The 21,245-nt window shown below is 53.3% G+C and carries 18 protein-coding genes and 1 pseudogene; 8 read left to right on the top strand and 11 right to left on the bottom strand.

Annotation, left to right across the window (positions count from 1 at the left end):
* Positions 1 to 14: 14 nt before the first annotated feature.
* Entirely contained in the window at positions 15 to 866 is an 852-nt protein-coding gene (tsf, locus tag FDX03_RS08930; protein ID WP_005132116.1) for a translation elongation factor Ts, read from the bottom strand.
* A 264-nt stretch (positions 867 to 1,130) separates the two neighbouring features.
* Positions 1,131 to 1,856 carry a 30S ribosomal protein S2 gene (gene rpsB / locus FDX03_RS08925; RefSeq protein WP_005132117.1) on the bottom strand — a complete coding sequence of 242 codons (726 nt, stop codon included), beginning with the start codon at positions 1,854 to 1,856 and terminating at the stop codon, positions 1,131 to 1,133.
* Between the two features lie 449 nt (positions 1,857 to 2,305).
* Here rpsB and map point away from each other — a divergent pair, with 449 nt between their 5' ends.
* The 4 genes from map to FDX03_RS08905 all read left to right on the top strand — a co-directional run bounded on the left by map (position 2,306) and on the right by FDX03_RS08905 (position 7,363).
* The gene (gene map / locus FDX03_RS08920) at positions 2,306 to 3,100 is read left to right on the top strand and encodes a type I methionyl aminopeptidase (protein ID WP_048212648.1); all 795 of its coding nucleotides are present in this window, start codon (positions 2,306 to 2,308) and stop codon (positions 3,098 to 3,100) included.
* Between the two features lie 238 nt (positions 3,101 to 3,338).
* The gene (gene glnD, locus FDX03_RS08915) at positions 3,339 to 6,011 is read left to right on the top strand and encodes a bifunctional uridylyltransferase/uridylyl-removing protein GlnD (protein WP_048212649.1); all 2,673 of its coding nucleotides are present in this window, start codon (positions 3,339 to 3,341) and stop codon (positions 6,009 to 6,011) included.
* 31 nt (positions 6,012 to 6,042) lie between these two features.
* Positions 6,043 to 6,867: a 2,3,4,5-tetrahydropyridine-2,6-dicarboxylate N-succinyltransferase gene (gene dapD / locus FDX03_RS08910; protein WP_003837532.1), complete on the top strand. Its 825-nt coding sequence runs from the start codon at positions 6,043 to 6,045 to the stop codon at positions 6,865 to 6,867.
* A gap of 109 nt (positions 6,868 to 6,976) precedes the next feature.
* Entirely contained in the window at positions 6,977 to 7,363 is a 387-nt protein-coding gene (locus tag FDX03_RS08905; RefSeq protein ID WP_005132126.1) for a DUF3461 family protein, read from the top strand.
* Between the two features lie 87 nt (positions 7,364 to 7,450).
* Here the strand turns inward: FDX03_RS08905 and cdaR are convergent, their stop codons facing one another.
* The 3 genes from cdaR to dgt all read right to left on the bottom strand — a co-directional run bounded on the left by cdaR (position 7,451) and on the right by dgt (position 11,839).
* On the bottom strand, positions 7,451 to 8,608 hold the full coding sequence (gene cdaR, locus FDX03_RS08900; protein WP_005132128.1) for a DNA-binding transcriptional regulator CdaR: 1,158 nt from the start codon (positions 8,606 to 8,608) through the stop codon (positions 7,451 to 7,453).
* Positions 8,609 to 8,758: 150 nt separating this feature from the next.
* Positions 8,759 to 10,192: a serine endoprotease DegP gene (gene degP, locus FDX03_RS08895; RefSeq protein WP_005132129.1), complete on the bottom strand. Its 1,434-nt coding sequence runs from the start codon at positions 10,190 to 10,192 to the stop codon at positions 8,759 to 8,761.
* Between the two features lie 129 nt (positions 10,193 to 10,321).
* Positions 10,322 to 11,839 carry a dGTPase gene (gene dgt / locus FDX03_RS08890; RefSeq protein WP_137345809.1) on the bottom strand — a complete coding sequence of 506 codons (1,518 nt, stop codon included), beginning with the start codon at positions 11,837 to 11,839 and terminating at the stop codon, positions 10,322 to 10,324.
* 83 nt (positions 11,840 to 11,922) lie between these two features.
* On the opposite strand from dgt, the gene mtnN reads away from it, so the two are divergent.
* From mtnN to FDX03_RS08875, 3 genes are read left to right on the top strand one after another with little or no spacing between them, the layout of a single operon-like run.
* The gene (mtnN, locus tag FDX03_RS08885) at positions 11,923 to 12,621 is read left to right on the top strand and encodes a 5'-methylthioadenosine/S-adenosylhomocysteine nucleosidase (protein ID WP_137345808.1); all 699 of its coding nucleotides are present in this window, start codon (positions 11,923 to 11,925) and stop codon (positions 12,619 to 12,621) included.
* Entirely contained in the window at positions 12,614 to 13,414 is an 801-nt protein-coding gene (btuF, locus tag FDX03_RS08880) for a vitamin B12 ABC transporter substrate-binding protein BtuF (RefSeq protein ID WP_048212652.1), read from the top strand. The genes mtnN and btuF overlap by 8 nt, the downstream gene beginning before the upstream one ends.
* Positions 13,415 to 13,451: 37 nt before the next feature.
* Complete coding sequence (locus FDX03_RS08875) at positions 13,452 to 14,075, top strand: TRIC cation channel family protein (protein WP_101741410.1); 624 nt, start codon at positions 13,452 to 13,454, stop codon at positions 14,073 to 14,075.
* A 119-nt stretch (positions 14,076 to 14,194) separates the two neighbouring features.
* Here FDX03_RS08875 and erpA read toward each other — a convergent pair whose 3' ends face one another.
* The 3 genes and pseudogenes from erpA to clcA form a co-directional block, all read right to left on the bottom strand.
* Entirely contained in the window at positions 14,195 to 14,539 is a 345-nt protein-coding gene (gene erpA / locus FDX03_RS08870; RefSeq protein WP_003018581.1) for an iron-sulfur cluster insertion protein ErpA, read from the bottom strand.
* Positions 14,532 to 14,597: pseudogene (gene yadW / locus FDX03_RS22810) on the bottom strand (small protein YadW). The gene erpA and the pseudogene yadW overlap by 8 nt, the downstream one beginning before the upstream one ends.
* Positions 14,598 to 14,620: 23 nt before the next feature.
* Positions 14,621 to 16,042 (bottom strand): H(+)/Cl(-) exchange transporter ClcA, encoded by a 1,422-nt coding sequence (gene clcA / locus FDX03_RS08865; RefSeq protein WP_048212654.1) that lies wholly within the window; start codon positions 16,040 to 16,042, stop codon positions 14,621 to 14,623.
* 168 nt (positions 16,043 to 16,210) lie between these two features.
* Between clcA and hemL the strand changes: the two genes are divergently transcribed.
* The gene (gene hemL, locus FDX03_RS08860) at positions 16,211 to 17,491 is read left to right on the top strand and encodes a glutamate-1-semialdehyde 2,1-aminomutase (RefSeq protein ID WP_101741409.1); all 1,281 of its coding nucleotides are present in this window, start codon (positions 16,211 to 16,213) and stop codon (positions 17,489 to 17,491) included.
* Positions 17,492 to 17,581: 90 nt separating this feature from the next.
* On the opposite strand, the gene fhuB is transcribed toward hemL, so the two are convergent.
* The 3 genes from fhuB to fhuC form a co-directional block, all read right to left on the bottom strand.
* The gene (gene fhuB, locus FDX03_RS08855) at positions 17,582 to 19,564 is read right to left on the bottom strand and encodes a Fe(3+)-hydroxamate ABC transporter permease FhuB (RefSeq protein ID WP_137345807.1); all 1,983 of its coding nucleotides are present in this window, start codon (positions 19,562 to 19,564) and stop codon (positions 17,582 to 17,584) included.
* On the bottom strand, positions 19,561 to 20,451 hold the full coding sequence (gene fhuD / locus FDX03_RS08850) for a Fe(3+)-hydroxamate ABC transporter substrate-binding protein FhuD (protein WP_137345806.1): 891 nt from the start codon (positions 20,449 to 20,451) through the stop codon (positions 19,561 to 19,563). The genes fhuB and fhuD overlap by 4 nt, the downstream gene beginning before the upstream one ends.
* On the bottom strand, positions 20,451 to 21,245 hold a 795-nt coding region (gene fhuC, locus FDX03_RS08845), incomplete at its 5' end, for a Fe3+-hydroxamate ABC transporter ATP-binding protein FhuC (RefSeq protein WP_137345824.1). The genes fhuD and fhuC, both read right to left, overlap by 1 nt.

Genomic DNA, 21,245 nt, shown 5'->3' with positions numbered 1-21,245 from the left:
GGCTCCTTTTAAAATTAAGACTGCTTGGACATCGCAGCAACTTCTGCTGCAAAGTCAGTCTCAACTTTCTCGATGCCTTCACCCACTTCGAAGCGGATGAAACCAGTTACGTCAGCGTTGTGCTCTTTCAGCAGCTGAGCAACAGATTTGCTCGGTTCCATAACGAAAGGCTGACCAGTCAGAGAAACTTCGCCGGTGAATTTCTTCATGCGGCCTTCAACCATTTTCTCTGCGATTTCTTTCGGCTTGCCAGACTGCATCGCGATATCCAGCTGAACCTGGTATTCTTTTTCTACTACTTCAGCAGAAACGTCTTCCGGCTTAACGAATTCTGGTTTGCTTGCAGCAATGTGCATTGCCAGCTGTTTAACCAGTTCTTCATCAGCGCCAGTTGCAGCAACCAGAACACCGATACGCGCACCGTGCTGGTAGCTACCCAGTACTTCGCCTTCCAGGGAAGCCACGCGACGGATGTTGATGTTCTCACCGATTTTAGCAACCAGAGCAACACGTTCTTCTTCGAACTGTGCTTTCAGAACTTCAACGTCAGTGATTTTGCCAGCAACGGCAGCGTCCAGTACTTTGTCAGCAAATGCCTGGAAACCAGCATCTTTAGCAACGAAGTCAGTCTGGCAGTTAACTTCCAGAATGAAAGCGATATTGCCGTCGATTTTGGTTTTGATTACGCCGTCAGCAGCAACGTTGCCTGCTTTTTTCGCTGCTTTAATAGCACCGGACTTACGCATGTTTTCGATTGCCAGCTCGATGTCGCCATTAGCTTCAGTCAGTGCTTTTTTGCAATCCATCATGCCTGCGCCAGTACGCTCACGCAGCTCTTTTACCAGGGATGCGGTAATTTCAGCCATTCTAAAATCCTCGGAAGATTTGATCTGCCCGGCATGAAACCGCACAGATTTAAAAGTGAAAAAGGGGGCCATATACAGGCCCCCTAACCAAACGTGATACTACCTGGCCTATATCCGTCATTCTTCAAGCTGCTGGTGCGTTGTTTTCCTTACTCACCCCAGTCACTTACTGACGTAAGCTCCGGGGGATTCGTTGCGTCAACGCCTTCCAGCAACTCGAATTATCTAGGATATATAAGGGGTCGCTCTAACGAGCGTGCCTTATTATTCAGCTTCTACGAAGCTTTCTTCCGCCTGGGAAGCCAGATCCTGAGAACGGCCTTCACGAACGGTAGTAGCTACAGCGCCCAGGTACAGGGTCACAGCACGGATTGCGTCGTCGTTACCCGGGATAACGAAGTCAACACCGTCCGGATCAGAGTTGGTATCAACGATAGCAAATACCGGGATACCCAGGTTGTTTGCTTCTTTGATAGCAATGTGCTCGTGGTCAGCATCGATTACGAACAGAGCGTCCGGCAGGCCGCCCATGTCTTTGATACCGCCCAGGCTGTTTTCCAGTTTCTCAAGCTCACGGGTGCGCATCAGCGCTTCTTTCTTGGTCAGCTTTTCGAAAGTACCGTCCTGAGACTGAGTTTCCAGATCTTTCAGACGTTTGATGGACTGACGAACGGTTTTCCAGTTAGTCAGCATACCGCCCAGCCAGCGATGGTTCACGAAGAACTGGTCGCAGCTGTTAGCAGCGTCTTTCACCGCTTCGCTTGCAGCGCGTTTAGTACCAACGAAAAGGATTTTACCTTTACGAGCAGAGATCTTGTTCAGTTCAGCCAGAGCTTCGTTGAACATCGGTACAGTTTTCTCAAGGTTGATGATGTGAACTTTGTTACGCGCACCGAAGATGAACGGCTTCATTTTCGGGTTCCAGTAACGGGTCTGGTGACCGAAGTGAACACCAGCCTTGAGCATGTCGCGCATGGAAACAGTTGCCATGATTAAAACCTCTATATATAAAAGTTGGGGTTAAGCCTCCACGCATCCCATATTACCGACCCTTAAGGGCACCCCGGAATATGTGTCGATACGTGTGTGTTGTTACACAAAGTGAGATTTGTCGCTCCCGTCCATCGTGTGTAGTCTGCGAATAGAACGGAAGTCCGGCGCGCTTTATACCACAAATACGCCGTCGACACCAATAATTGTTGGTACTGTGTGCTGAATGAACGATGAATTTCGTGTTACAGGAAGGCGGCAAATTTTTGAATCTCCAGGAGCTTACATGTAGTAAGTGACTGGAGTGAAAAAATACAGCCAACGCACCTGTGGCACGAAAGGCGAAGTTTAGAATGATTCTCAATTTGGCAGCATGTATGCGGGACTGATACCATTGGCAGCACTTAAACAATTATTGCCGATATCATCGGCACTGATGGACAGAATTCATGGCTATCTCAATCAAGACCCCTGAAGAAATCGAAAAAATGCGCGTCGCAGGCCGCCTGGCCGCTGATGTACTGGAAATGATCGCACCGTTTGTTAAACCGGGCGTCAGCACCGGCGAGCTGGATCGCATTTGTAACGACTACATCGTGAATGAACAGCAGGCCATTTCCGCATGCCTGGGCTATCACGGTTATCCGAAATCCGTGTGCATCTCTATTAATGAAGTCGTGTGCCACGGGATCCCGGACGATGCCAAGCTCCTGAAAGACGGCGATATCGTCAACATTGACGTCACAGTGATTAAAGACGAATACCACGGCGATACGTCCAAAATGTTTATCGTCGGGAAACCGACCATTCTTGGCGAGCGTCTGTGCCGCGTCACGCAGGAAAGCCTGTACCTGGCGCTGCGCATGGTAAAACCAGGTATTCGCCTGCGTACCCTGGGTGCTGCAATTCAGAAATACGCGGAAGGCGAAGGTTTCTCTGTGGTCCGTGAATACTGCGGTCACGGCATTGGTCGCGGCTTCCATGAAGAACCGCAGGTTCTGCATTACGATGCGGACGACGGCGGTGTGGTACTGCAGCCGGGCATGACCTTCACCGTAGAACCGATGCTGAATGCTGGTGATTACCGTATCCGCACCATGAAAGACGGCTGGACGGTGAAAACCAAAGACCGGAGCTTGTCTGCTCAGTACGAGCATACTATTGTGGTGACGGAAAACGGCTGTGAAATTCTGACGTTACGCACGGATGATACCATCCCGGCGATCATCACACACGGCGAATAATGTTTTGCCTGATGGCGATGCCCCTGCATCTTATCAGGCCTACAAATTGCACCTTTACTCAAAATCATTCGAGTTGCTTCAAGACGGCAAGAGAGTGAATCTCCAGAAGCGTACAAAAGTACGTGACTGGAGTGAACGAGCGCAGCCAACGCAGAAGCAGCTTGAAGGATTAAGAGTAAATCCGTAGGCCGGGTAAGGCGCATTAGCCGCCATCCGGCTTTTTAATGGGTGGCGCATAATGAATACTCTTCCTGAACAGCACGCAAATACTGCCCTCCCCACCCTGCCTGGCCAACCGCAAAACCCAGGGACATGGCCACAGCACGACCTCAACTGCCCCGGCATTAAAGCGCATATCGACGCTTTCCAGCACTGGTTAGGCGAAGCGTTTGACAGCGGGATCTCCGCAGAGCAACTCATTGAGGCCCGCACCGAGTTTATTGACCAGTTACTTCAGCGTCTGTGGATTGAAGCCGGTTTCGGTCAGATTGCCGATCTGGCGCTGGTTGCTGTTGGCGGTTACGGACGCGGCGAACTGCATCCCCTTTCCGATATTGACCTACTGATCCTGAGTCGTAAAAAGCTCCCTGACGCACAGGCCGAAAAAGTCGGCGAGCTGTTAACGCTGCTATGGGACGTGAGGCTAGAGGTTGGGCACAGCGTGCGGACGCTGGAAGAGTGTCTGCTGGAGGGGCTATCGGATTTAACCGTCGCCACCAACCTGATTGAAACACGCCTGCTTATCGGCGATGTGGCGCTGTTTCTGGAGCTACAAAAGCATATTTTTAGCGAAGGTTTCTGGCCGTCCGATAAATTTTACGCTGCCAAAGTGGAAGAACAGAATCAACGCCATCAGCGCTATCACGGCACCAGCTACAACCTGGAGCCGGATATCAAAAGCAGTCCTGGTGGACTGCGCGACATCCACACCCTGCAATGGGTCGCCCGCCGTCATTTTGGTGCCACGTCGCTGGATGAGATGGTCGGCTTCGGCTTCCTGACGCTGGCGGAGCGCGCCGAACTGAATGAATGTTTGCATATTCTGTGGCGCATTCGCTTTGCATTGCATCTGATCGTGAACCGTTACGATAATCGTCTGCTGTTTGATCGACAGCTCAGCGTGGCTCAACGCCTCAATTATGGCGGTGAAGGCAATGAGCCGATCGAGCGGATGATGAAAGACTATTTCCGGGTCACGCGACGAGTGAGTGAACTGAACCACATGCTGCTCCAGCTGTTTGACGAGGCGATCCTCGCCATGCCGGCTGATGAAAAACCGCGCCCAATTGATGACGACTTTCAGTTGCGTGGCACATTGATTGACCTGCGCAATGACGACCTGTTTATCCGCGAGCCCGAGGCTATTTTGCGGATGTTTTACATCATGGTACGCAATAGCGCGATCACCGGAATTTACTCCACCACACTGCGTCATTTGCGTCATGCCCGCCGTCATTTAACTCAACCGCTGTGCTACATTCCGGAAGCGCGCTCGCTATTTCTCAGCATGTTGCGCCATCCGGGTGCAGTGAGTCGCGGCCTGTTGCCAATGCATCGCCACAGCGTGTTATGGGCCTATATGCCGCAGTGGTCACACATTGTCGGTCAAATGCAGTTTGACCTGTTTCATGCTTATACGGTGGATGAGCACACCATCCGCGTAATGCTCAAGCTGGAAAGTTTTGCCAGGGAAGAGACTCGCCCGCGCCATCCGCTGTGTGTGGATCTGTGGCCGCGCCTGCGTCAACCGGAACTCATTCTGATTGCTGCGCTGTTCCACGATATCGCCAAAGGACGTGGCGGCGATCACTCTATTCTGGGGGCTCAGGACGTACTCAAGTTCGCCGAATTACACGGACTCAACTCGCGTGAAACGAATCTGGTCATGTGGCTGGTGCGCCAGCATCTGCTAATGTCGGTGACCGCTCAGCGCCGTGATATTCAGGATCCGGAGGTGATCAAGCAATTCGCTGAAGAAGTACAAACGGAACATCGTCTGCGCTTTTTAGTGTGCCTGACCGTCGCAGATATTTGCGCTACTAACGAAACACTGTGGAATAGCTGGAAGCAAAGCCTGTTGCGCGAATTATACTTCGCCACGGAAAAACAGCTGCGTCGTGGAATGCAAAATACACCGGATATGCGCGAGCGTGTGCGCCATCATCAGCTGCAGGCGCTGGCGTTGCTGCGAATGGACAACATTGACGAAGAAGCGCTGCACCATATCTGGTCACGCTGTCGCGCCAACTATTTCGTGCGCCACAGCCCAAATCAACTGGCCTGGCATGCGCGTCATCTGCTGCAGCACGATCTCAGTAAACCGCTAATCCTGCTCAGCCCGCAGGCCACGCGCGGCGGGACAGAAATTTTCATCTGGAGCCCGGACCGCCCTTACCTGTTTGCCGCCGTCTGCGCCGAACTGGACAGGCGTAATCTTAGCGTTCACGATGCACAGATTTTCACCACCCGTGATGGCATGGCGATGGATACGTTCATCGTTCTGGAGCCGGACGGCAGTCCGCTGTCGTCAGACAGGCACGAAGCGATCCGTTTTGGGCTGGAACAAGCCATTACTCAACGCAGTTGGCAACCGCCGCAGCCGCGTCGCCAACCGGCAAAATTACGCCACTTTACCGTCGATACCGAGGTCACTTTTCTTCCGACCCATACCGACCGTAAATCATTCCTTGAGCTTATCGCTCTCGACCAGCCTGGACTGCTGGCGCGGGTCGGGCAGATTTTTGCCGATCTGGGAATTTCGCTGCATGGCGCCCGAATTACAACCATTGGCGAGCGAGTAGAAGATTTATTCATAATCGCCACCGCCGACCGGCGTGCCCTTAATAATGAGCTGCAGCAGGAAGTACATCAACGGTTGACAGAGGCCCTCAATCCAAACGATAAAGGGTAATGTTTTTATTTATTATGGAAAGAGTTTAACAATGCAGCAGTTACAGAACGTTATTGAGTCCGCTTTTGAGCGCCGTGCCGACATTACTCCGGCAAATGTAGATACCGTAACCCGCGAAGCGGTGAATCAGGTTATTGCTTTACTGGATTCCGGTGCACTGCGCGTCGCAGAAAAGATTGAGGGTCAGTGGGTCACGCATCAGTGGCTGAAAAAGGCGGTCCTGCTCTCTTTCCGTATTAACGATAATCAGGTTATCGAGGGTGCGGAAAGCCGTTACTTCGATAAAGTGCCGATGAAATTCGCCAACTACGACGAAGCACGCTTCCAGAAAGAAGGTTTCCGCGTGGTTCCGCCAGCGGCCGTACGCCAGGGTGCGTTTATCGCCCGTAACACCGTGCTGATGCCGTCTTACGTGAACATCGGCGCTTATGTGGATGAAGGTACGATGGTTGATACCTGGGCGACCGTGGGTTCCTGCGCGCAAATTGGTAAAAACGTTCACCTGTCCGGCGGCGTTGGCATCGGTGGCGTACTGGAGCCGTTACAGGCTAACCCGACCATCATCGAGGACAACTGCTTCATCGGCGCGCGCTCTGAAGTGGTTGAAGGCGTGATCGTCGAAGAAGGCTCTGTTATCTCTATGGGCGTGTACATTGGTCAGAGCACCCGTATTTACGATCGTGAAACCGGCGAAGTGCATTATGGCCGCGTTCCGGCGGGCTCTGTGGTTGTCTCCGGCAACCTGCCGTCGAAAGATGGCAAATACAGCCTGTACTGCGCGGTGATCGTGAAGAAAGTCGACGCTAAAACGCGTGGCAAAGTGGGTATCAACGAACTGTTACGTACCATCGACTAACAGCAATTTGAAAAAGCGGGCTTAGCCCGCTTTTTTTACATCTGCGAGTGGCATAAACAAGGCTTTTCGTTAATTATTCAATGGTTATAGTGAGCTTAAGGGTACCGCTATGTATGACAATCTGAAAAGTCTGGGCATTACTAATCCTGAAGAGATCGATCGTTACAGCCTGCGGCAAGAAGCCAACAACGATATCCTGAAAATCTATTTCCAAAAGGATAAAGGTGAGTTTTTTGCCAAGAGCGTGAAGTTCAAATATCCCCGTCAGCGTAAAACAGTGGTCGCCGATGGCATCGGTCAGGGCTACAAAGAAGTGCAGGAGATCAGTCCAAACCTGCGCTATGTGATCGACGAACTGGATCAGATCTGCCAGCGCGATCGCAGTGAAGTCGATCTTAAACGCAAGATCCTCGATGATTTACGTCATCTGGAAAGCGTCGTGACTAATAAGATCAGCGAAATTGAAGCCGATCTGGAAAAACTGACGCGTAAGTAACCGCATGTGAATGTATTCGTAGGCCGGGTAAGGCGAAGCCGCCCCCCGGCATTTTGCCTGATATGTGTAGTGTCATCAGGCAAGGAATTAATGCTGCTCATCCAGTTGTAGCGCGACATACAGCAGCAATCGGTCGTCAAAATTCCCTAAATCCAGCCCGGTTAGCTCTGAAATTCGGTTCAGGCGATATTCCAGCGTATTACGGTGGATAAATAACGCTTTTGAGGTCGCCAGCGGCTGAACGTTATGCCGAAACCACGCCGCTAAAGTCCGACGCAGCAAGCCGTTGTTATCCATCGCTTTCAGCCGAACCAGCGGACGGGCCAGCTCATTAGCCTGCCAGCCGCCGCGCAGGCTGTCCAGCAGCACTGGCAACATTAAATCCTGGTAAAAATAGCTGCGGCTTTCCGGCATGCGCTGCTTGCCGACCATCATGGTTGTACGTGCGGTGCGATACGAACGGGCAATGCTGCCCGGCCCGGTAAAATAGTTGCCCAGCGATACGCGAAAGCGTAGTTGTCCGTTCTCTTTCATACGGGCGATCAACTGTTCAACACGCTTGCGATGATCTTCTGCATCCCAGCGGCCAAACTGATTCAGTGCGGGTTTCAGAACTACCATCTCAGTCAGTGAAACAATCGCAATCAGGTTATTTCGTTCTGGTGTCGTCAACGCATTTTGTAATTGCTGTAGTTCAGCCATGGCACTGTCTACACCAAGCTGACCGCTGTCGACCTCCACCACCGCTACCACGCGCGGCTGGTTCAGATCTATACCCAGCCTCTGCGCCCATTCCACCAGCGCCGGGGTGTTTTCTTCCGCCTGAATCAGATTCATCACCAGTTCTTCGCGCAGACGACTGTCCTGAGCGAGCAGATGCATCAAACGCGACTGCTCCAGCATCATTTCGGCGGTCATACACACCAGTTCACCGTACTTACGCAAATGCTCCGGCTCACCGGTTAAGCCAATAACGCCAACGATTTCGCCTTCAAGCCGCAGCGGCAGGTTTATCCCCTGACGCACGCCGTGCAAATGTCGCGCTACCGCATCATCAATATCGACTACCCGGCCCTGTGAGAGCACCAGCAGTGCCCCTTCGTGCAATTCACCAATACGTTCGCGATCGCCACTGCCGATTATCCGCCCACGGGCATCCATTACGTTGATATTGGTATCAATGATGCGCATCGTGCGCGCCACAATATCCTGCGCCATTTTGGTATCGAGATGCCAGCCAGCCATAAAGCCCTCCTGTGAGCAGTGCTCAAGCATAGGGAAGAAAACAGGCTGCGACATTGTGCAAATGCACAAAGCAGAAGAGAGAAGTATGGAGTTGTGGTAGGTATCACAAAAAGAAACCCCTTCCCTGATATGGGAAGGGGTTCAGAGGGATTATTGCATCAACAGATAGATAGAGCTGTCACCACGCTGAATGTTCAGCGCCAGAACAGCCGGTTTACTGTCGAGAATTTTGCGCAGTTCCGCGATGTTTTTCACCGGTTGCTGGTTAGCACCAATGATGACATCCCCTTTCTTCAGGCCAATCTGTGCCGCCGGCGAATTCGGTTTCACATCGCTTACCACGACACCTTTGTCCTGGCCTTTGTTACTCATATCCGCACCTTCAATGCCTTTGAAGATAGAGCTGGAATCAACCTGAGTCTGGCTGCTCTGCTGCAGTTCCAGGTTCACCGTTACCGGCTTACCGTCGCGCAGCAGGCCAAGGTTAATTTTGCTACCCACTGGCATGGTGCCGACCTGCGCACGCAGGGCAGCGAAGCTGCTGATTGGTTTACCGTTCAGGGAGGTAATCACGTCCCCAGCTTTGATACCGGCTTTCGCTGCAGAAGAGTTCGGCATAACCTGGCTGACGAATGCCCCACGCTGGGCATCCACTTTCATCGCTTTCGCCAGCTCAGAGCTCAGCTCAGTCCCCATAATACCCAGCTCACCGCGTTTAACCTGGCCGAACTCAACCATCTGCGAAGTCAGGTTTTTCACCATGTTGCTTGGGATAGCAAAACCGATCCCGATGTTGCCACCGTCCGGCGCGAGGATCGCGGTGTTAATCCCGATCAACTCACCATTCAGGTTAACCAGCGCACCGCCAGAGTTACCGCGGTTGATCGCCGCATCCGTCTGGATAAAGTTCTCGTAGTTTTCGGCATTCAGGCCACTACGCCCCAGTGCAGAAACGATACCTGATGTCACCGTTTCACCGAGGCCAAACGGGTTACCAATCGCTACAGTGTAATCACCCACGCGCAGCGCATCAGAATCTGCCAGCTTAATTGCCGTCAGATTTTTCGGATCCTGAATTTGAATCAACGCGATATCAGAGCGCGGATCTTTTCCGACGATTTTTGCGTCAAACTTACGCCCATCGCTCAGTTGAACCTTGATCACCGTGGCATTATCGACCACGTGGTTGTTGGTCACAACATACCCTTTCGCGGCATCAATGATGACGCCAGACCCCAGCGCCATAAATTTCTGCTGCTGGCCGCCGCCGTTGTCAGCGCCCGGAGCACCGCCCTGGCAGAACGGTGAGCTCTGGAACGGAGAACCGTCCTGGCAGAACGGAGAGTTATCACCAAAGAACTGCTGGAAATTACGCGGCATACGCGGCGTATTGACCGTCGTGCTCCCCTCGACATTAATACTCACCACCGATGGCATCACTTTTTCGAGCATCGGGGCCAGGCTTGGCATCTGTTGGGCTGTTGTCGCTGAAGACGCTGTCTCAGCCGCCGTTGCAGACAGGGGGGACAACGCCAAACCTAAACTCAGAGCCAGTGCACTCATTGCTAATGTGGTTTTTTTCATGTGTTTCGTTCTCGATTAACAGGTCACGCAAAATTGCTGTATACCTCAGAGTCGTTTTATAGCGCTAAGTTCCAGAATGAAGTTTAAGGAAAAAGTAAAATTTTATTGTCCGTCTTTACAAATGAGTATTTATTGTTCTACCGCCATCAGCCGTCTATATTCATCCCAGGCATACAAGTCAGTCATCCCGCTGATATAATCCTGAATTAAACGGCAGCGGTAATAATATTCCATGACCGGGAACTCGGCACTACCCGGCAATATTTTACTGACCGCCTCAACATAAGCAAGACGATGGCGGGTAGACAACTTTTGAAATAATCGTGATTCGATAGGGAACTGTTTTAATCTTTCGTGTTCAACCAGTCCGCTAAAGTCGGATAATGACATTTTTAGCAGTGGTTGGTAGATTTCCAGAAGCCCACTGATAACCCGATAGCCTTGCAATTCCAGCTGTTCCACATCTGGATGACTAAACACATGTTTTACCGCTACATTTTTATATACCCCTAGCAACTGACTGAAGCTACTGGCATCTTCTAATAAAGCGTGATTAAAACTCCCCTCAAAAATTTGCGGCAAATTATCAATAAAACGCTGAGCGGCGTACGGTACCAGCTTATTCAGCGTATTAACGCGTAAATACATAAAGAACTGATCTTCAGTACTGCGGCTTAATGTATTTGAACGAGATTTTTCCCAGGCGTTCTCAACAACCTGACTAAACAGGGAACCTTTTTCATGATGCCCCCACGCCTCATACAGATGGTGGTAAAGCTGCTCGACGCTGAAGATTCTTTTCTCAACAGCATCCTCCAGATCAGCCACACAATAAGAGATATCGTCCGCTGCTTCCATAATCCAGGTTAATGGAAAGCGACTGTAAGGTGCTAAGGATAATTCTTTACGTAACCGCTCAATATACGGTTCCTCGGAAAGGTAATAGCCCGGTTTCTTCATTAAATAGTTATGCGTCGCCGGCGTACCTCCACGCCACCATGCCGGGCGCGTATATTTTAAAATTCCCCCCACCTGCGACCAGGTCAGGTTCATGCGCATCAGAGTATGCACCAGCCGAATGCCCTGCGCATTGCCTTCAAAATGGCACAGGTCCTGACGTACCTTGCGGCGAATATCATTGAGCGGCTCTTCACCTTCACGCAAACGTAACGCAGACACCAGGCAGCGATCGTCGCTTAACGGCTGACTTTCAGCATCAGCCGGATAGAGTCGCTGGCGAAACCAGTCATTAATCGCTGCCTCGCCAAAATGACCAAACGGCGGATTGCCGATGTCATGCATCAGGCAGGACATTTCGACGATGCTTTCAAAGGGACCGGTCAACTCATCCAGGCCGTACTGCTCCAACAGCTTTTGCTCTTTCAGTCGGCTGATGATCTCTTTGGCGATATAACGCCCTACCTGCTGAACTTCCATCGAGTGCGTCAGGCGCGTACGCACCGCCGCGTTACGCTCCAACGGAAAGACCTGGGTTTTTTGCTGCAGTCGGCGAATAGCCGGAGAATTGATAATGCGTCCACGGTCGCTTTCGAAAATGCGCAGGATCTCATGCTCAGATTTCACGCCCTGCGGTGAACGGTAACGACGATGCCAGTTTATTTTTTTTCGGAAATCGATCTGTGCCATGTCCTCTCCCGCCTGAGAAATGCGCTACCCCTTAAGCGCATGATAGACTATGCCCTCAAATCTGGCTTATCGCGAGTAAATCTATGAAAATCGGCATCATTGGTGCAATGGAAGAAGAAGTTACGCTGCTGCGTGACAAAATCGAAAACCGTCAGACAATCGCTCTTGGCGGTTGTGAAATTTACACCGGCCAACTGAACGGTAATGAGGTTGCGCTACTGAAATCAGGCATCGGTAAAGTAGCTGCGGCGCTCGGCGCTACGCTGCTGCTTGAACGCTGCAAGCCGGACGCCATCATCAATACCGGTTCTGCGGGTGGCCTGGCTTCTACGCTGAAAGTGGGTGATATCGTGGTTTCTGACGAAGCGCGCTATCACGATGCTGACGTCACCGCATTCGGCTATGAATTTGGCCAGCTACCGGGCTGCCCGGCCGGTTTTAAAGCCAACCCGACACTGATTGCTGCGGCGGAATCCTGCATTGCCGAACTCAATCTGAACGCCGTCCGTGGACTGATCGTCAGCGGCGATGCCTTCATTAACGGTTCCGTTGGTCTGGCAAAAATTAAGCATAACTTCCCACAGGCGATTGCCGTTGAGATGGAAGCAACCGCAATTGCGCACGTGTGCCACAACTTTAACGTGCCGTTTGTTGTCGTTCGCGCTATCTCTGACGTCGCCGATCAGCAGTCCCATCTCAGCTTTGACGAGTTCCTGGTCGTTGCCGCGAAACAGTCAAGCCTGATGGTTGAAACGCTGGTGCAGAAACTGGCACATGGCTAAATACATCTCCAGGGCGCTGGTCGCCCTGCTTTTCATTCTTCCGGCGTGGCTTTACGCCGCGCCGCGCGTTATTTCGCTTTCCCCAGCCAACACTGAACTGGCCTTCGCCGCCGGTATTACCCCCGTTGGCGTCAGCAGCTATTCAAACTACCCGCCCGAGGCCAAAAATATTGAAGAGGTCTCAACCTGGCAAGGCATGAATCTGGAACGTATTGTGGCGCTCAAACCCGATTTGGTTATTGCCTGGCGTGGAGGGAATGCTGAGCGACAGGTTAATCAACTGACCGCCCTGGGAATTAAGGTCATCTGGGTCGATGCCGTCACCATCGAGCAGGTCGCAGATGCATTGCGTCAACTTGCGCCATGGAGTCCCAAGCCTGAACAGGCAAAGCAAGCAGCGCAAACCCTGCTTGATGAGTATGCTTTACTAAAGTCTCAGTATGCCAACAAACCTAAAAAACGTGTGTTTCTCCAGTTTGGCGCAAATCCTCTATTTACCAGTGGAAAAGGTTCCATTCAAAACCAGGTTCTTGAGGTATGTGGTGGAGAAAACATCTTTTCCGGCAGCCGGGTTCCATGGCCGCAGGTCAGCCGCGAACAGGTACTGGCAAGAGCCCCTCAGGCAATTGTTGCTACCGGCGGTTCAGGCGAAATTCTTAAAATTGAGCAATACTGGGGAAATCAGCTAAAAATCCCGGTTATTACTCTTGATAGTGACTGGTTTGAACGCGCGAGCCCGCGTATTATCCTCGCCGCAAAACAACTCTGTAATGCGCTTTCACAAGTAAATTAGCGCCTGCCCCCACCGGGTCTGTTGTGAGGATGTAAAGATGCTCGTCTATTGGCTGGATATTGTCGGTACCGCGGTATTTGCTATCTCTGGCGTATTGCTTGCCGGAAAACTGCGTATGGACCCCTTCGGCGTTCTGGTCCTGGGCGTGGTAACCGCCGTCGGTGGCGGTACGATCCGTGATATGGCGCTGGATCATGGCCCCGTATTCTGGGTTAAAGATCCCACCGACCTGGTGGTGGCGATGATCACCAGTATGTTGACGATCGTGCTGGTGCGTCAGCCAAGACGCTTACCGAAATGGATCCTTCCGGTGCTGGATGCCGTTGGCCTGGCGGTGTTCGTGGGTATTGGCGTGAATAAAGCGTTTCTCGCCGGAACCGGACCGTTGGTGGCGATTTGTATGGGAGTGATTACCGGCGTCGGCGGCGGAATTATTCGCGACGTGTTAGCGCGTGAAGTGCCGATGATTTTGCGCACCGAAATCTACGCCACGGCGTGTATTATCGGCGGGATCGTGCATGCGACAGCGTTTTATACCTTTAATGTATCGCTGGAAAACGCCAGTATGATGGGGATGATTGTCACCCTGTTGATTCGGCTTGCCGCCATTCGTTGGCATTTGAAGTTGCCGACGTTTGCGCTGGATGATAACGGGCGTTGATGTGACGATGCAAAACATGTAGGCCGGATAAGGCGTTTACGCCGCCATCCGGCACATTGCCCGGTGGCGCTACGCTTACCGGGCCTACACCATCAGACCACCGGTATTGCAGACAGCAATCAGATGCTGAAAGAGGAACCACACCCGCAGGTGCTTTTGGCGTTCGGGTTAGTCACAACGAAGCGAGAACCTTCCAGACCTTCGGTATAATCAACCGCACCGCCTACCAGATACTGCAGGCTCATCGGGTCAACCACCAGACCAACACCTTGTTTCTCAATGGTCATATCACCATCGTTTACCTGATCATCAAAGGTAAAACCGTACTGGAAACCGCTGCAACCACCGCCGGTGATATACACGCGTAATTTCAGATTTGGGTTATCTTCATCTGCGATCAGGCTTTTTACTTTATTGGCTGCTGCTTCAGTAAATTGCAGTGGCAGCGCTACGTCATCACTCATATTTTGCTCCAAACGACATTGGCAATTGGGCAAATTATAACCCAATGGTTAAGGCCATTATCTAATACCCTGGTATTTCGTTCAAGTATTCTCGCCCGTGGCGGTACTCTGGCTTTTTGCCGCCTGCTCCGCTTCCTGTTTAGCCAGCGTGCGGGCAAGGATAGTCGAGTATAGCGGTTTTCCACCCATAAACTGGGCTAATAGTGTTGCGCCAAGACAGGTAATAATCATTGGCAAAATGAGCTGATAGTTATCCGTCATTTCCAGCACCAGCACAATGCCCGTTAACGGCGCACGCACTGAAGCGGCCAGCAATGCCCCCATCCCGGCAATAGCAAACGTCCCCGCCTCCAGATGATACTGCGGAAAAGAGGCTGCTGCAGCCATGCCAAATGCAGTTCCCAGCAATGTGCCTAACGCCAGCATCGGGGCAAATATCCCACCAGGCGCGCCGGATGAGAAGCACAGCAGCGTGGTGATCACCCTGGCGATAAAGATAAACAGCAGCAGGCCCACGCTGAAATTGCCCGCAGCGGCAATCGGGATCAGGTTAAATCCACCGCCTGCCGCTTCAGGTTGAATCAAACCGAGGATCCCGCACAGGCCGCCGATCGCACCGCCCATCAGCACCCATTTTTTAATTTCACCACCGTGAAAGCGTTGAAACATATCCTGGGTACGCAACACCATGGTATTGAACAACGGCCCGACGCAACCAAAAATAATCCCGAGGATGAGGTACAACCACAGCGTATTAACCGGCGCATTGGAGAGTTTCCCGACCTCAATAATCGGGGCCTCGCCGTTGAAAATACGAAATACAATGCTCGACATAATCACGCCAGTAAATACGGCTTTGATCGACACGAGGTTATAACGAAACTGTGGTCGCATCTCTTCAATAATGAACAGAATGCCGGCCAAAGGCGCATTAAACGCGGCTGACAGCCCCGCAGCCGCACCGGTTGCCAGTAAGGTGTGCCGCGCTTCGGCGCTACGCATGCGGAAAATATCCAGCACCATGCGCCCGATATTGCCACCAATCTGCACGGTTGGTCCTTCTCGCCCAAGCACCATTCCGGCACCCAGCGTACCCATACCGCCGATAAATTTTACCGGCAGCACACGCCACCAGCGCACCGGGCGGAGCTCTTCCAATGCGCCTTCAATCTCAGGGATCCCCGAACCACCGGCTTCCGGGGCAAATTTACGCACCAGAAAATAACCCACCATCGCCAGCAATGCAGAAAGAATAAACGCCAAAGGCCATACCAGGACGGCGTGGTCAGCAACCTGTGCCAGCGTGCCAATACGCAGATTCTGCACCCAGGTCACGGCTTTCTCAAACGCCACACCCACCAACCCCGTCACTGTCCCCACCACGGCGGCCATAAAGAGGATCGCCAACGGCGTTTTGTCACGATCAAGGAGTCGACGGATCTGATCCCTGCGCCGTAAACGCACAATTTGTTGTGCTTCAAAAGAAGGGGTGTCTGTTTTCATCAGATAATCATTAATTGGTAATACAAATACGGAAACGGCATTCTACTCGCACGTTTCGTGAAAATCCCCTGTAAATCGTATTGTTTCAAATACGCAAAACTTTCATAACCTTCTCTGAATAACTAGAATAGCGGGCATTTACTTTTTCTACGAACCAGGACCCCATCCATGAGTAAGTCTGAAAACCTCTACAGCGCAGCACGCGAACTTATCCCCGGCGGCGTTAACTCCCCCGTTCGCGCCTTTACTGGCGTGGGTGGTACTCCGCTGTTTATTGAAAAAGCTGACGGCGCATATCTGTATGATGTCGATGGTAAAGCCTATATCGATTATGTCGGCTCCTGGGGGCCGATGGTGCTGGGTCACAACCACCCGGCAATTCGCAATGCCGTGATTGAAGCGGCAGAGCGCGGTTTAAGCTTCGGCGCGCCGACCGAAATGGAAGTAAAAATGGCGGCGCTGGTCACTGAGTTAGTGCCAACCATGGATATGGTACGTATGGTGAACTCCGGTACCGAAGCCACAATGAGCGCGATCCGTCTGGCGCGCGGTTTCACCGGTCGCGATAAGATCATCAAATTTGAAGGCTGCTACCACGGTCATGCCGACTGTCTGCTGGTCAAAGCCGGTTCCGGCGCGTTAACGCTGGGTCAGCCGAACTCCCCGGGCGTTCCGGCTGATTTCGCGAAACACACCCTGACCTGCACCTATAACGATCTTGCCTCAGTACGTGCGGCATTCGAACAGTATCCGCAGGAGATCGCCTGCATCATCGTTGAGCCGGTCGCGGGCAACATGAACTGCATCCCGCCGCTGCCGGAATTCCTGCCAGGCCTGCGTGCGCTGTGCGATGAGTTTGGCGCGCTGTTGATCATCGATGAAGTGATGACCGGTTTCCGCGTGGCGCTGGCCGGTGCGCAGGATTATTACGGCGTCGTGCCGGATCTGACTTGTCTTGGCAAAATCATCGGCGGCGGCATGCCCGTTGGCGCATTTGGCGGCCGTCGTGATGTGATGGATGCCCTGGCCCCAACCGGGCCGGTTTACCAGGCGGGTACGCTGTCCGGTAATCCAATTGCGATGGCGGCCGGATTCGCCTGTCTGAATGAAGTCGCCCAGCCGGGGATTCATGAGACGTTGAACGAACTGACGACGCGTCTGGCGGAAGGTCTGCTGGAAGCTGCCGAAGAAGCAAATATTCCACTGGTGGTTAACCATGTCGGCGGGATGTTCGGGATTTTCTTCACCGATGCCGAAACCGTGACCTGCTATCAGGACGTGATGGCCTGCGATGTTGAACGCTTCAAGCGTTTCTTCCACATGATGCTGGATGAAGGCGTTTACCTGGCGCCGTCCGCCTTCGAAGCGGGCTTTATGTCCGTGGCGCACAGCGAAGACGATATCAATAACACCATCGACGCCGCACGCCGGGTGTTTGCGAAATTGTAAGTGATGAATTGCCGGGTGGCGCTTACGCTTACCCGGCCTACATTTGCCCCCGTAGGCCGGATAAGGCAGTTATGCCGCCATCCGGCATAATTAACGACTCTGTTTTCTCAGCAGATAGATAAAGTACGGCGCGCCAATAAACGTCGACAGCAGTCCCGCTGGGATCTGATACGGAAACAGCACCATACGCCCACACCAGTCGGCAAACACCAGCAACACGCCTCCCGCCAGCGCCGAAATCAGCATATGCGGCATCGCCCGGCGAAAGCCCATCATACGGGCAATATGCGGCGCCATCAGCCCGACAAAGCTCAACGGACCAATGGTCATGGTGGCTGTTGCCGTCAGCCCCGCCGCCAACAGCAGTAATCCTACTCGCGACGGCGTAATAGCCATACCTACAGCCCGCGCCGTATCGCCGCCAAGCGGTAATATCGTCAGCCAACGACGGCACAGCGGCGTCATTGCCAGCAGGATAACCATTACAATTCCGGTGCGCAGCACCTGTTCGCCCGTCGCGTTATAGGTTGAACCGGAGATCCAGGTCAACACACCCGCCATGCGCGGATCGCCGCTGGCCTGCAGCATCATCAGCAGCATTGTAAACGCCGTGCTGAGCGCCATCCCTGCCAGCAACATGCGGTGCGGTGAAAAGCCCCCGCGCCCGGCGGCAATCATAATAATAAGCAAGGTGGCTGCCGCCCCGAGGCTCCCGGCCGGCATCAGCCAGCCAAAGGCATTTCCGGGGACCAGAAATAGCATTAACACCACGCCAAATGCCGCCCCGGAACTAATGCCTAATACTTCCGGGCTGGCCATTGGGTTTCCGGTCAGACGCTGAATAATACAACCCGCCACAGCCAGCATTACGCCAGCCACCAGTGCAGCCAGAATACGCGGCCAGCGCCAGGGCATCAACTCATCCAGCATTGCACCACTGGCCCATGTCCAGCCGTGCGCATCGCGACCAAACGCGAGCGCCACAATAACGGTCAGCAGCAATATCGCCCCGCCTGCCAGGGCAAACATCAGTACATGCTGACGCTCAGCGGCGATACGGTTGCTGGCATTCATATCCGGCGCGCTCATGCTGCGCAATCGCGGCAACAGCCACAGCAACAGCGGCGCACCAATCAGCGCCGTCACCGAACCAGTGGAGACTTCCATCCATACGCGGGTCAGCCACAGAATAATTTGGTCAGAGAGCCAGAGGATCAATGCCCCAATCAGCGGAGCCAGCATCAGACGCGCCAACAAACGCCGCGCGCCGAGCATTTTCGCCAGCAGCGGTGCAAACAGGCCAATAAAACCGATAATCCCAACCGCGTTAACCAGTAAGGCGCTGAGAACAATGGCCAGCGATAACGCCGCCAGGCGCGCCAGCGATAACGCCAGACCGAGGTTACGCGCCACGCCGTCATCCAGTCCCATCAGCGTCATCGGGCGCAGTAACAGCAGCGTCAGCATCACGCCGCCCAGCAACTGCGGCCACAGTCTTTGCACCCCGTTCCAGTCGGTTTGGGTTAGCGTACCGCTGCTCCATAAAAACATGCTTTGCAGCTGATCGTGATGGAAGATAACCATCAACTGGTTAATTGCCCCGCAGTACAGGCTGACCACCAGCCCGGCAAGGATCAGCGTCACCGGAGAAAGACGTTTGCCCCAGGCAACGCCAAACACCAGTGCCCCAACAACACATGCTCCCGCCAGCGCCGCGAATTGCGTGGTCAGCGCACCGGGAATCGCCCATAGCGTGGTGACGGTAATGCCCAACTGCGCACCGGTTGCGACGCCCAGCGTGGTTGGCTCTGCCAGTGGGTTACGCAGCACCTGCTGAAATAAGACGCCGACCAGCCCCAGCCCGGCACCGACCAGCAGTGAAATCGCCAGCCTCGGCAGCAAACTGTAGTGGAAAACCATCTGCTCAATGATATCGATATTCGGTGACCAGATAGCCTGTTGCCACTGGCTACGCGGTAGAGCAGCGGAAAAGTTAAACCAGGTCAGCCAGCAGGCAGCCACAAACAGAACCGCCAGCAGAAGGATCGGGAATAGCGCAATTCGTTTACTCACGCTTTGCCCCCCAGCGCATTATCCAGAATGCGGGCAAAATGCATCGCCGATAGCGTTGCACCATAGAACCAGACGGCGGGAACACGCTGAAAACGTCCGGCGCGAACAAATGGCATCGCCTGCCACAACGGTGTGGACATCAGTGTCTGCATATCCCTGTTGTTACCGTGATCGAAGCACAGCACATCAACATCTTTGTAGGCGGCAAGCCGATCAATTCCTACTGCGGTGCTGCCCCAAAAGTTGGTTTCGCCTTGCCAGGCGTTGCGGATCCCGTACTCATCCAGCACCTCCTGAAACAAGCAGTTAGGCCCAAACACCAGCATATGGCGAGGATCGAGCAGGGTCATCAGCAGTAATGGCCGTGAGCCTCGCTGAACAAAGCGCGGTTTCAGGCTGGCAATCACGTGTTCGTACTGCGCCAGATGACGTTCGGCAGCGGTCTGCAGATTCAGCAACTGCGCCAGTTCTTGCAACGACTGACGCGCAACCGCCAGCGGCTTTTTGCCATCACTGAAGTTAAAGCCACGACCCGGCGCAATACGTGCAAGCTTCTCAGGTGCAGGACCGTAACCTGCCGACCAGACCATAAATGAGGGTTTCATTTCGGTCAGCAGTTCGAGGTTAGGTTCAGTACGTAATCCGACATCGATGACGGAGTCTGGCAGCACGGGTTCGTTGACCCACAGTTTGTAGTTTGGAACATCCGCGACGCCGTAAGGTGCAACACCCAGCGCCAACAGCAGCTCAACCGGAAGCCATTCCAGCGCCACTATACGCTGTGGATCAACCGCCGCCGCACGGGCTGTATTCATTTGCCACAGTAGCGGCGACAACGCCATTGCCGTTAGCAGCCGTCGACGGGAAAGATGAGGTAATCCAATCATTAATAGACAAAACTCACGGGTGCGGCACCGGCCGGATGCGGCAAAATGCCCATCGGGATACCGTAAATCAGTTCCAGGGTTTCACTACGCATCAGTTCCGCGGGCGTTCCCTGGGCAATCATTTCACCGCCGCGCAGCGCGACCAGGTAATCACAGTAGCGGGCCGCCATGTTGATATCATGCAGTACGGCAACCACAGTCAACCCACGCTGTTGGCTCAAGCGATGCACCAGCGCCAGCACGTCAACCTGATGCGCGATATCCAGCGCCGAGGTCGGTTCATCAAGAAGCAGGCAGCGGCTGTCCTGCGCCACCAGCATGGCAATCCACGCACGTTGACGCTCGCCGCCAGACAAGCTATCTACCAGGCGATGCGCCAGCGGCTTTAAGCCGACCAGCGAAATAGCCTCTTCTACTTTCTCTCTGTCAGCCACGCCAAAACGTCCCAGCGCGCCATGCCACGGATAACGCCCAATCGCCACCAGCTCACGTACCGTCATCCCTTCGGCCAGCGGTAACTGCTGCGGTAAATAGGCGACCTTACGGGCAAACGCTTTACTGCTCCAGCTCTCCAGCGGCTGCTCATCAAGCAGGATTTCACCTTCTGACGGCGGCTGATGGCGTCCCAGCATTTTCAATAAGGTGGATTTACCGGAGCCGTTGTGGCCGATAAGACCGGTCACTTTACCCACGGGAAAGGTTAACGAGAGAGGATGCAAAAGCGTGCGGCCAGGCACACGGAAGGAGACATTCTTCAACGCAAACGTCGTGTCGGGATGGGATCTGTTTTCCTG

Source organism: Citrobacter sp. wls827 (assembly GCF_005280875.1).
GTDB classification, from domain to species: Bacteria; Pseudomonadota; Gammaproteobacteria; order Enterobacterales; family Enterobacteriaceae; genus Citrobacter; species Citrobacter youngae.
This window is presented reverse-complemented; position numbering and strand designations above follow the sequence as displayed.